Below are 11,147 nucleotides of genomic sequence, written 5' to 3'. Positions count from 1 at the left end.
GATCCTCGACGCGCCGCCCGAGGGCGCCGAGGGAGGGCGGGCCTGATGGAGCTGCGAGAGGGACAGGTCGCCGTCGTCACCGGCGCCGCCAGCGGAATCTCGTCAAAGATTCGTGGGCTGGAAAATAAGTTGGCGAGGTTCAAAAGTTGCAGTCAGGTGGAAATTGTCGCCGCCGACTTCTCGCTTCATTATTAATTCGGCGAGTGATACTCTGACACCTGTGAGCGCCACTTGTGGCACTCAAACTTGGTCCACGACATGAGTGGACCCCCATGCCTGGCCTGCGAAGCGAGGGCATGGGGGTCCGTCGGTGAGGACTTTGGCTGATGGGTCCGCCCCTGCAGAGGGTGGGCCCATCAGTGCTTCTACAGGAGTTCCAGCCAGGTCTTCAGCGTGTAGTACGCCGCCTGTGCCAGTCCCCCCAAGGCCCGACCTGCCGCAGCAGCCCGGTCCAGAAGCCTCGTCCGCACCGGCTTGGGGTCCCCTGCTGGGGCGCCGTCGCCGGTCACCTGCACCACCTCCCTCCTCGGTGAGAGCACGTGCGGCCCACCGCTGCTTCCGAGGGAGGAGGAGCTAAAAGGAGATTACACCAACCGGGCTGTCTTTCCGTGGGTCGCCGGTACCTGGTGACGCGCATTCTCCTGGTTTTCCGGGAGAACGTTCCGGGACTTCCGGGGTTTTCATGTTTTCCATGTTCTCCATGAACGGGCCGTTTCCGGCGTTCACCTGCGGATTTCCCCTCCGGCGCGCTCGCGGACGGTGCCCCGCCCGCCGACCTTCCCCGGGCCAGCCCCGGACGAACCGGCGTCCCGCTGACCAGCGATCCTTGGACCACCGCCTCGGTCGCGGGCTTGGCCGTGGACGCCGAAGGGCCGGCGCGGCCCGCCGCCAGGCCGTCACCGCTCGCACTGATCTGGAGTTGCACTGTGCCGTTCTCCGTCGTCTCCGTACCCCGACGGGCAAGACCGCCGCCGCGACCGAGGCCAGCAAGCCGCCGAAGCGTACGCAGAAGAAGACGGCCAGGCGCCACGGAGCCCCGTCGGGCGGCGTCGACATGCGTGCCCTGTGCCGCGACGCCGAGAGCATCCGGGTCCCGTACGGCGTTCCCGTGTACTGCCACGGTGCCTACGGGCCCTGATCCAGACGCCGCACCAGCGCGACCCGCCCTGCACCTGACCTGTCCGCGAATCACGGACAGGCCAGGTGCAGGGCCAGTCGCGGACGCTCACCATTGAGGTGTAGGTGTGCCGTTTGGGTCTAGGCCATGCGGCCACAGCCTGGCGAAGGCGTCACGCATGCTCCACAGGTCGTCGATGTTGCCGCGGTCCGCGAACTGCCGGTAGAGATCCTCGGCGCCGTCCCGGTCCCCGGCCCGCTCCCGCCATTCGGCCAGGCGCAGCAGGGCCTTGGTGCTGCCGTGGTCGGCGGCCTGCCGGGCCAGGGCTTCGGCGCCGTCCCGGTCCCCGGCCTCCTGCCGCAACGCTGCCAGGCGCAGCAGGGCGGGGATGCTGCCGCGGTCGGCGGCCTGCCGGGCCAGGGCTTCGGCGCCGTCCCGGTCCCCGGCCGACTCCCGCCTCTCTGCCAGGCGCAGCAGGGCGCTGGTGCTGCCGCGGTCGGCGGCCTGCCGGACCAGGGCTTCGGCGCCGTCCCGGTCCCCGTACCGCTCCCGCGTCTCTGCCAGGCGCAGCAGGGCGGTGGTGTTGCCGTGGTCGGTGGCCTGCCGGGCCAGGGCTTCGGCGCCGTCCCGGTCCCCGTACCGCTCCCGCGTCTCGGCCAGGTGCAGGAGGGCGTCGGTGTTGCCGTGGTCGGTGGCCTGCCGGGCCAGGGCTTCGGCGCTGTCCCGGTCCCCGTACAGCTCCCGCGTCTCGGCCAGGCGCAGCAGGGCGTCGGTGCTGCCGTGGTCGGCGGCCTGCCGGGCCAGGGCTTCGGCGCTGTCCCGGTCCCCGTCCCGCTCCCGCGTCTCGGCCAGGTGCAGCAGGGCGTTGGTGTTGCCGTGGTCGGCGGCCTGCCGGGCCAGGGCTTCGGCGCCGCGCCGGTTCCCGCCCGACTCCCGCCTCTCGGCCAGGTGCAGCAGGGCGTTGGTGCTGCCGCGGTCGGCGGCCTGCCGGGCCAGGGCTTCGGCCCCCTTCCAGTCCCCGGCCCGCTCCCGCAACGCTGCCAGGCGCACCAGGGCGGTGGTGCTGCCGCGGTCGGCGGCCTGCCGGACCAGGGCTTCGGCCCCCTTCCAGTCCCCGGCCCGCTCCCGCAACGCTGCCAGGCGCACCAGGGCGGCGATGCTGCCGTGGTCGGCGGCCTGCCGGACCAGGGCTTCGGCGCCGTCCCGGTCCCCGGCCTCCTGCCGCAACGCTGCCAGGCGCAGCAGGGCGGTGGTGCTGCCGTGGTCGGCGGCCTGCCGGGCCAGGGCTTCGGCGCCGTCCCGGTCCCCGGCCCGCTCCCGCATCGAGGCCAGGAGATACAGGGCGTCGGTGTTGCCGTGGTCGGCGGCCTGCCGGACCAGGGCTTCGGCGCTGTCCCGGTCCCCGGCCCTCTGCCGCATCATGGCCAGGCGATACAGGGCGTCGGTGCTGCCGTGGCCGGCGGCCTGCCAGGCCAGGGCTTCGGCGCCGTCCCGGTCCCCGGCCCGCTCCCGCATCATGGCCAGGCGATACAGGGCGTCGGTGCTGCCGCGGTCGGCGGCGCGGTGGCGCAGGGAGTGCGCCCATTGCAGGCGGTGCCGGTTGTCGGCTTCCTGTGTGAGGTTGCTGAGGTCGTCGGGGTTGGTGAGGTGGGTGTGGGCGGCGTGCCAGAAGGATGCGGGCGGGCACAGGTGGCTGCGGCTGGTGCGGCCGTGCTGTTCGAGGTAGTCGGCGAGGCGGAACATCGGCCCCGCGGCCGACGGGGCCGGGCCGTGAACGGCTGGGACCGGGGCGGGAGGACGTCGTGGGGCGCGGGGAATGGTGCGGTGCAGGGGGGACTGTTTGCCGTGGACGAGGGCGGCGAGTTCGGCGAAGGCCTGCTCGGCCCAGTCGTCGGTGAGCTGGTCGTAGTCGGTGTCGGTGAGGTAGTCGGCGGCGGCGTCGGTGAGGAATGCCTGGGGAAGGTGAAGGCCGACACCGAGGCGGCGGGCATCCATCGCCACGTTCAGCACCGCTGCGGCGGCCGGGGTTGCGTGCCGGTAGCGGTTGAGGAGTTCGGGGGCACCGGCGAGGTCCTGGGTGATGCGCCCGTCGGTGCCGGCGCGGCTGAGGGCGTCGGCGAGCAGCCGGTCCCCGCCTTCGGCGAGAGCTGCCGCGGCGGCCAGAGCCGGAGGATCGAACGACTCGGGAACGGCCAGCACGCGGCCGGCCAGTAACTCCCGCACCCGGCTGTGCGGATCGCTCTCACCTAGCACGGGCAGGGCCGTGTACCGGGTGGCGTACTCGGGCCAGAGCGTGCCCAGCACCAGGACCGGCCCGCGCTCCGCGCTCATCAGCAGCTGGTGCAATGCCGCCGCGATCGGCTCGCCCGCTACGCGGTCGCCGAAGTAGTGCTGGGCCTCGTTCAGCCACACCACGGTGCGCGGCGCGACACGAGGCAGGTCCTCCAGGGCGTCTTGGGCGCGGGTCGGGTCGAAGGGATGCCACAGCCGCCACCCCTGCCCGGCGAGCGGCTGCACGGCCTCCCAGCACGCCCGCGTCTTGCCCGTCGACGAACCGCCCACCAGCACCACGGCCTGACTACGGCCGGCCGCGGCGTCCTCCACCAGCCCGGCCAGTGCCCGGTCATGCTCGCGCCGCACATACCCGGGCATTGCCCGGGGCCCCGGCCTGCCGGGTCCGGAGGCGGTACCGGCCGGATGGACCTCCAGATCGTGCGGATCCCACTCTCCGATCCCACGGCCCGGCACCGACCGCACCCCACCCCCGTCGGCCTCGACTGCACTGCTCCGCAACTCCTGCAGTTCCTCCACCGGCAGCCGCAGCGCACGGGCCAAGGCCGCCACCGTCTCGTGGGAGGGGGCGGGCTTCCCTGGTGAGAGCGCCTCCGACACCGTCGTGCGCCCCAGCCCGGCACGCTGGGCGAGATCCGTCTGGTTCACCCGCATGCGGGCCATCCCGGCCCTCAGCCGCTCCCGCAGCTCCCTCAGCGCCGGATGCCGGCTGTCGTGTTCGTCGTGCACGGTGCGCGCCCCCCGGATCGTCGTGTTCGCCGGTGTTCATCTTCCTCCCGGCGAACCCCGGCGAACACGGATTCGACGACGTTCGACCACGTCAACACCCCACCACGTACAGGGAGATTGCCGTGACCATCGCCGTCGTCCTGCTCGCCACCGCACTCGTGACCGTTATCGCGCTGCTGGCCGCCGCCGGTGCGGGAAAGCTCGCCCGACTGGACAACGCCAGCTATCCCACGGCCCTCACCCGCGCCGCCGCCACCTTCGCCGCCGTCATCACCCTCGCCGCCGTCGTCACCGGCACCCTCGCCGCCCTCCTCACCTGACGATCAGCCCTGCTCAGCCTCAAAGCGCCCCCGTATGCGGCTAGTGACGTGGTTCCTACCGGCACCGCAACTCGGCGGCCGCTCCGCATGGCGAAGGCGGTTAGCCCTGTTGGGGCTAACAGGTCCGACCGTCTGCGAGGTGTGTCTTCAGGCCCCCGGTGGCGTGGATGTCACCAGGGCCGCAGGACCACGAGCGTCAGCGCGGTGAGCGCGCCCGCCAGGAGCCAGGTCTGCCACCAGGCCCACCAGGGTGCTCCGCTGCGCAGCGGCGGTGGCTGCTCACGACCGGGGCCGTCCCGGGTTTGCGGGGTGGGCGAGGCATGCCGGATCGGTCGTCCACTCCGTGCCCCCGCCGGCCGGCCAGAGCCATGCCACCGGATGCTCCGTGTCGGGGTCGGGGGCGATGGCGCGGAGCGTGCCGCGCCGCCCGGACGCGGTGTCCTCCACGGACAGGCCGATCCACGGATGGTCCAGGTGCAGGAGGCTCAGCATCGGGGCTGTGCGCCCATCGCGGCGAGCGGGGCCCAGGTGTACCGGAGGGCCGCGCCGTGCCTCCGGAGCCAGCTGCCCTCGCGGTAGCGGAGCTCGTGCGCGGACTCCGGTGCGATGGCGCTGGGCCAGCGGACGAGGACCGTGGTGATGGAGCCGGACTCGACCAGTTCCCGGACCCGCCGCCAGCCGTCACGCAGGGCCGGGTCCGGTTCGCCGTACTCGTCGGATACGACCTCGGTGATCGTCATCCCGCGCTCCCGCGCAAAGAGGCGGCCCTCCTCCTCGGCCCGCTCGGCGGCCAGGCCGGGCATGAAGGGGCCGCGGTCGGCACAGACGTACAACACGGCCGGAGCGGGCGCGGCATCAAGGTCTTCTGCACTGGTCATTGCTGCCCTCAGGAGGTGGGTCGGGGGCGGCGCCTCGGTGCGCCCCACGGGGGAGGGGCGCACCGAGGGCCGTACGCATTCCACCTAACCGTCCATCAGGGGGCGGTGTGCATGACCGAGTCACACCATCCCTCGCCCGGGAGACTGACAAATTGACCCGGCCATTACCTGCGGCCGCGCCGTCCCACGCTCTACCGTGCAGGTGTGGCTGAGACCCGAAACGAGCCCTTGGCCGCCTGGATGACGGCACACGAGATGTCGGCCCCCGAACTGGCCGACTCGGTGAACCGGGCCATCGGCATATTCGCCGGCCGCCCCGGCACGGCCTCGGAGCGCACGGTGCACCGCTGGCTGTCCGGAGACACCCGCTGGCCGCAGGCCCGGCAGCGGCGAGGCCTGGAAGCGGTCACCGGCCTGGCCGCCGCAGACCTAGGGTTCGTGCCCCGGGGCAGGTACGAGCCCGGCACCGTACGACGGGAGGATCCCGACATGCGCCGCCGCAGCCTCTTCGGCGCGGCCGCCGGCACCGCGGCCGCCGCCCTGCTGACCCCCTCCCGCCCCTCCCGGGTCGGCACCTCCGACGTGATCAGGCTCCGCGACGGCGTCGAGCGTCTGCTCGCGGTCGACGCCGAGCGCGGCGGGCACGGCCTGGAGCGGGCCGCCCTCGCCGGCGCGGCCGAAGCGCTGCGACTGCAGCAGCAGTCCACCACCCAGCGGGTCCGTCAGCGCCTGTACACCCTCGCCGCCGACTTCACCGCGACGGCGGCCTGGGCACTCATCGACGCCAGCTGCCTCGACGGCGCCGCCGCCCACCTCGACCGCGCGCTCACGTTCGCGGGCCTCGCCCAGGACTCCGAGACGACCATGCAGGTCTGGAACCTGCGGGCGATGCTCGCCCGGCAACGGCGGGACTACCTCGAGGCGGTCGCCTCCTCCCAGGCCGCCCAGACCACGGCCATCGCCCGCCGCTCCCCGCTGCACACCTCACTCGGCCACGCCCGCACCGCCGTCGGTCTCGCCCACGGCGGCGAGCACTGCGCGGCACTGCGGCACCTGGGCCGCGCCGAGACCGCCCTCGCCAAGGCCGACCCCTACGCCCCCTGCTCCCCCTGGATCGCCTTCTACGGAGAAGCCGAGCTCCACTTCCTGACCGCGATCGTGCGCGACGTCGCCGGCCACGCGCCGGAGGCGGAAGCGGCAGCCCACCGGGCGCTCGCCGCGCTGCCCGAGACCTACCGGCGCAACCGGGGCATGGCCACCGCCCGCCTCGCCCTGGCCCAGATCCACCAGGGCGACGTCGAGCAGGCGTGCGCCACCAGCAGCCGCGTCTTCGAGATCATGGCGGGCGCGCCGCTTCCCGGACGCGTGCGGCAGCTCCTCGGCGACTTCCAACGCGACCTGATCGCCTTGGCCCCCGCAGCCGCGCACGAGTGGATGGACCGCCACCGGACCGAATGGAGCCGCTCATGACCGTCGACCTCCGCCGCTACACCCACCAGGACCTCCCGGCCGTACGCCAGACCCTCCTCGACGTGCACGCGGACGCCTACGCCAACGACATGAACGAGTTCACCCAGCGCTTCGACTGGTTCGTGGACCACTGGGGAAGCAACCCGGCCTGGTCCTGCGTCGTCGCCTACGAAGCGGACGAGCCGGCCGGGTTCGCGTACGGAGCGCCGGCGATGCCCGGCCGGGAATGGTGGCGCGAGCACCTGACCGTGCCTCCGGACGACGCGTCGACCTTCAGCGTCTCGGAACTGATGGTGCGTCCCCGGTGGCGGAAGACCGGGACGGCCAAGCAACTCCACGTTGCACTCATCGCGGACAGGCCCGAAGCCCTCGCCGTTCTCCTCGTGGACCCCCAGCACCCCAAGGTGCAGGCGCTCTACGAAGCCTGGGGATACCACCAGGTCGGCACCAGGCAACCCTTCCCGGACTCCCCCAACTTCGCCGTCATGCTCCTCGATCTGCGAGCCGCAGGAGCCTGACACGCTCAGACGCTGACCAGGTGTCGTGGTCGGTGTAGGTGGCGCGCACCCGGTAGCCGTACTCCGCCGATGCCGGGTCGAGGTACAGGGTCACGTCGCACTGTTCGCTGAGGCGCTCGTGCGTCACCGCGACGGTGACTGCTCCGACCGGGCCGGGTCGAAGGTCCACCAGGTCCGTGTGCTGCCATCCCTCATCGGCGTGATCCGGGACGTCGAATACGTCTCCGTCGGCAGTCTGATCAATAGTCATGACCGACTAGCGACCGCTGTGCAGGGGCGTACCGGCACCGGATCGACGCGCAGCGACAGCAGGCCGTGATCGGCGACGTCCGTCAGGAGCTCATTCGTCTGCACTATCGGCGTCCCGTGCAACGGCGGCATCGGCGTCACCGCCGAGCCGTCCAGGGCCGAACACCTCGACCCCACCGTCCGACGGAGGCCCCGTGAGTGCCCCCGCGATCGCAGGATCCGGCCACAGGCCGGTGGGCCCCCGCAGCTCAGGGCGGCGCCGCGACGACTCGCGAGACCAGGACCGTGGGCCTGGAGCCCGGTGCCGAGTACACGCGCGTCTCGCCCGACCTGTGGAAGGACCCGGACGTCGCCCAGCTCGCCGCTCTGGTCGGCGACCTGCTGATCGACGCCGAGCGGCGCACCGGGGAGCCGTACGGGCGGGCCCACGAGGTTGGAGATCGCGCTGGAGGACGTCGCCGTCCAGACCCGAGACCCTGCGCATCAGGCGCCGCCAGCCCAGCTCCGCACCCCGCGGCGGCGCGTCTCCTGCTCTGGCAGGTGGTGACGAGAGCTCCTATCCGGTGGCGGGCCGCCGCCCGCTCCCTTTGCGGCCGGGCTGCGGCGGCTGGGCCCGCCCGGCGAGCCAGCGGCGTTACGACTGGCCGTGCAGGTAGTTCGAGGTGAGCCCGTGGCGTTACGGCTGGCCGTGCGGGTTGTCCAAGCGACTGGCCGGCTCGGCCGCGCGGCTGCCCTGCCGCCGGCGGTACGCCCTCTGGCGGCAGGCTCCACCGCAGTACGCAGAATCTGCACGCCCCAGCCGTAACGATCTCGCCGCAGGCGCCGCAGGGGCGGCCCGACCCCTGCCTCCCGCCGCGCTTCCGCGTGAGGGATGTCCGGCAGGCCCGCGAGCATGTCACCCCTCGCATCAGCACCTCAGAGCCCCTCACCACGAGCAGGCCACACCCGGCGACACACGTCTGAGGAGGAAGAGCCGCACCGCGACCGGCCAGGCCCCACCACTCTGCGGTCTCCGTTCGCCGTACGGAGGCCGCCCGGGTTCGGCCCGTTTCCGGGTCGGGCCCGCCCCGCTCGTAGCACGTCTCGCAGATCAGGAAGCGGGTGAACCTCTGGCGACGGCCCAGCCTCCGGGTGCCGTCGACCAGATACGCCCGTACCGCCAAGGAGGCCGATGCCGCACATCACGCAGAGCCGGGAAGAACCTTCACGCATACCCATAACGGCATCAACGCCCCTGCGGTCAGGCGTTACGACTGGCCGTGGAGGTAATCCGCAGCGCTCCACGAAGCCCTCCTCATCCCCACAGCATCGTCTCTGAAGGGGCCGTCGCCCCCGCGTCCGTGGCTCGGGGGGTGTAGTCGAACGGACCCAGCCAGATCACGGTCCGGTCGTCCGGCAGTTCGCCGCCGGCGATCCCGCGCGCGACCTGCCGCAGGAACTGCCAGTCCTGTGCCAGGTCGGCCAGTACTGGCAAGCCCGGCACGGGTTCTGCATCCCGCCGTGCCAGCTGCTCGCGCACCCTTCCCGCGGCGAGTTGCACAGTCGCCAGGACGCCGGGCGCCTTGGGATCAAGGCGGGGGAAGATCATCCCCAGTAGCCTCTCCACCTCCTCGATGGTCAGATCCTCGACACCGCGCACCACCACACCCGATCCCGCCGTTCTCCCCGCCACATCCGCTCCCCTCGTTGCTGATCGGGATCCTGGCACGTCAGGAGGCCCGAGACCACCGTGCGGTTCGTTCAGTGGATGCCCTGGAATCTGGCGGCCGGGGCGACCAGGCCGTACTCGGACATCATCGTGCGGCCCGCCAGGCTCCGGCCGGGCGTGTGCGGTCAGCTCGGTCGTGGCGGCCTGGCGGCGCCTCAACCCGCGCCTGCTCGATCAGGCCGCAGTGTCGTACGGCGCCCCATCTCGCTGCCGGGGCGCCTGATGGCCGCTCAGCGCTTCCCAGCCCCGCTTCTCCCCCAGCCAGCTCGGTTTCGCCGCCGGCCGCAGCCGCTGGCGCGACAGGCCACGGAGACTTTCGGGCCGTAGGCGTTTCCCCCGGGAGAGCGGAGGTCCGAAGTACTGGACTGTGCAACCCGGCGCCCTGTACTGGCCCCAGCCGCAACACGGTCACCCCCACCGGCGGGCGGCCGTACGCGGGCGCGCGGAGGCACCTCAGCCGTCGCCGGACCTTCCCCGGATAGACGGGAAGCGTCGTCGCGAGCACCGGCCCCTCGGGCCGGCGCGGAGCAGCGACAGACGCCACCGCACGACGGTCGTGGGGCACCCGGTGCTGAGGCCGTATGACCTGGCTGCGGGCTTGGGGTGCGGGGCGGAGCCCCTGAGGCGACACGCGGGGGAAGCCTCCCAGTCCCCGCCGGTTTGAATTGCAGTAAGAGCACGCAGCCTCCGCAAGCCTCTGACCTGCGGAAACGTCGAAAGTGATCCGCTTCCCGAAACGGGGAACCCGACTCGGGAGCCGGGGAACCCGACCCGGGGATCGTGATGATCCGATTCGGGAGTCGTATCACTGTGCGAGATGCGATGTGCGAGCGGCACATCGATCCGTGCCCGCAACGGGTTTGCTTAGCAATGCGGTAATGTTCATTTTGGTAAGTGAACCGTTCCTGAAGTCGGATCGCTTCACCAGGAGCACGCCGACCCCGGGAGAGGCAGAGCCGCAGATGGCACAGGAAGCCGCAGAAGTCCTCGCGCTGGTCAACCGCAAGACCGGCGAGGTCAAGGAGCTCCCGCGAGCCCCGTACGCCTTCGACGGACAGCACATCAACGTCGGCATCCGCAAAGGCCGCGAGCTGGCGTCCGCCGATTCCGGGCTGACCGACCGCGAGTTCCGGGTCGCCGTCTGGTACTGGTTCGCGACAGAGGAAGCGCTGGGCGCGATCCGCAGGACGCAGGCGGAGATCGCCGTCGAGCTCGGCATGAGCGCCGACGCCCTCGGGCGCGTGATCAAGGTCTTGAAGAGCGCGCGGATCCTGCTGGAAGACGGCAGTGTGGGCCGTACTAAGTTCTACCGATGCACGCCCCACCTGGCATTCATCGGATCCGGGTTCGAGCATCGCGAAGCGGTCAAGACGCGGAACCCTCCGGAGACGAACATCAGGACGCCGAAGCCCCGCACCCGCCAGCGAAGGAAGAAGGACGAGAGCTGATGCGTATCCATGACGCTGAGGACGTTCAGTACCTCCTTCGGAAGACCGGCGCCGCCAAGCTCAACCCGAACCAGCGGATCGTGGTCATGCTGTACGCCGCATCTCCGCAGAAGCCCGACGGCACCGTAGAAACCCAGGCGACCGAGCTCGCGAAGATCGCCGGGATGTCGCCGCCCGTGCTGTCCCGCACCCGCCGCGAGCTCGTCGACGCCGGCTGGCTGGAGCCGACACAGAAGTTCGGCCGGGTCCAGGTCTACCGGCTCGTGCCCGCCATATTCACCGACCGGGGACGGGCGGGACGACACCTGCAAGCCGTCAGCGGATGAACGCTCAGGGAGCACAGTGATCCGACTCGGGAGTCGGATCACCGCTCGATGAGAGGCCCGGAAGACAACGTGTCTTCCGGGCCTCGGTATGA

Annotated in this window: 8 protein-coding genes; 5 read left to right on the top strand and 3 right to left on the bottom strand. The window is 71.7% G+C overall.

All coding sequences use genetic code 11. The annotated features are described in order from the left end of the window. Positions 1–1,225: 1,225 nt before the first annotated feature. Positions 1,226–4,138, bottom strand: coding sequence for a helix-turn-helix domain-containing protein (locus AB0C99_RS34340; protein WP_362483560.1), 2,913 nt, complete (start codon positions 4,136–4,138; stop codon positions 1,226–1,228). A gap of 122 nt (positions 4,139–4,260) precedes the next feature. Here AB0C99_RS34340 and AB0C99_RS34335 point away from each other — a divergent pair, with 122 nt between their 5' ends. Next, positions 4,261–4,458, top strand: a complete 198-nt coding sequence (locus tag AB0C99_RS34335) for a hypothetical protein (protein ID WP_362483558.1) — start codon at positions 4,261–4,263, stop codon at positions 4,456–4,458. A gap of 485 nt (positions 4,459–4,943) precedes the next feature. Here AB0C99_RS34335 and AB0C99_RS34330 read toward each other — a convergent pair whose 3' ends face one another. After that, positions 4,944–5,294 carry a hypothetical protein gene (locus tag AB0C99_RS34330; protein WP_362483556.1) on the bottom strand — a complete coding sequence of 117 codons (351 nt, stop codon included), beginning with the start codon at positions 5,292–5,294 and terminating at the stop codon, positions 4,944–4,946. Between the two features lie 246 nt (positions 5,295–5,540). Here AB0C99_RS34330 and AB0C99_RS34325 point away from each other — a divergent pair, with 246 nt between their 5' ends. Both AB0C99_RS34325 and AB0C99_RS34320 read left to right on the top strand, forming a co-directional pair. After that, positions 5,541–6,806: an XRE family transcriptional regulator gene (locus AB0C99_RS34325; protein WP_362483555.1), complete on the top strand. Its 1,266-nt coding sequence runs from the start codon at positions 5,541–5,543 to the stop codon at positions 6,804–6,806. Then, positions 6,803–7,324 (top strand): GNAT family N-acetyltransferase, encoded by a 522-nt coding sequence (locus tag AB0C99_RS34320; RefSeq protein ID WP_362483553.1) that lies wholly within the window; start codon positions 6,803–6,805, stop codon positions 7,322–7,324. The genes AB0C99_RS34325 and AB0C99_RS34320 overlap by 4 nt, the downstream gene beginning before the upstream one ends. A gap of 1,543 nt (positions 7,325–8,867) precedes the next feature. Here AB0C99_RS34320 and AB0C99_RS34315 read toward each other — a convergent pair. Continuing rightward, entirely contained in the window at positions 8,868–9,212 is a 345-nt protein-coding gene (locus AB0C99_RS34315) for a hypothetical protein (RefSeq protein WP_362483551.1), read from the bottom strand. A gap of 947 nt (positions 9,213–10,159) precedes the next feature. Between AB0C99_RS34315 and AB0C99_RS34310 the strand changes: the two genes are divergently transcribed. Together AB0C99_RS34310 and AB0C99_RS34305 are read left to right on the top strand one after the other, a co-directional pair. Beyond that, complete coding sequence (locus tag AB0C99_RS34310; RefSeq protein ID WP_362483549.1) at positions 10,160–10,729, top strand: MarR family transcriptional regulator; 570 nt, start codon at positions 10,160–10,162, stop codon at positions 10,727–10,729. Continuing rightward, positions 10,729–11,055 carry a winged helix-turn-helix domain-containing protein gene (locus AB0C99_RS34305; protein ID WP_362483547.1) on the top strand — a complete coding sequence of 109 codons (327 nt, stop codon included), beginning with the start codon at positions 10,729–10,731 and terminating at the stop codon, positions 11,053–11,055. Before AB0C99_RS34310 ends, AB0C99_RS34305 begins: the two co-directional genes overlap by 1 nt. Positions 11,056–11,147 lie beyond the last annotated feature (92 nt).

The organism is Streptomyces sp. NPDC048659 (assembly GCF_040650575.1).
GTDB lineage: Bacteria > Actinomycetota > Actinomycetes > Streptomycetales > Streptomycetaceae > Streptomyces.
This window is presented reverse-complemented; position numbering and strand designations above follow the sequence as displayed.

What these genes read in the sequence shown, in the direction of transcription:
- AB0C99_RS34320 (WP_362483553.1), top strand. Translation starts at nt 6,803, where the DNA reads ATGACCGTCGACCTCCGCCGCTACACCCACCAGGACCTCCCGGCCGTA.
- AB0C99_RS34305 (WP_362483547.1), top strand. Translation starts at nt 10,729, where the DNA reads ATGCGTATCCATGACGCTGAGGACGTTCAGTACCTCCTTCGGAAGACC.
- AB0C99_RS34310 (WP_362483549.1), top strand. Translation starts at nt 10,160, where the DNA reads ATGTTCATTTTGGTAAGTGAACCGTTCCTGAAGTCGGATCGCTTCACC.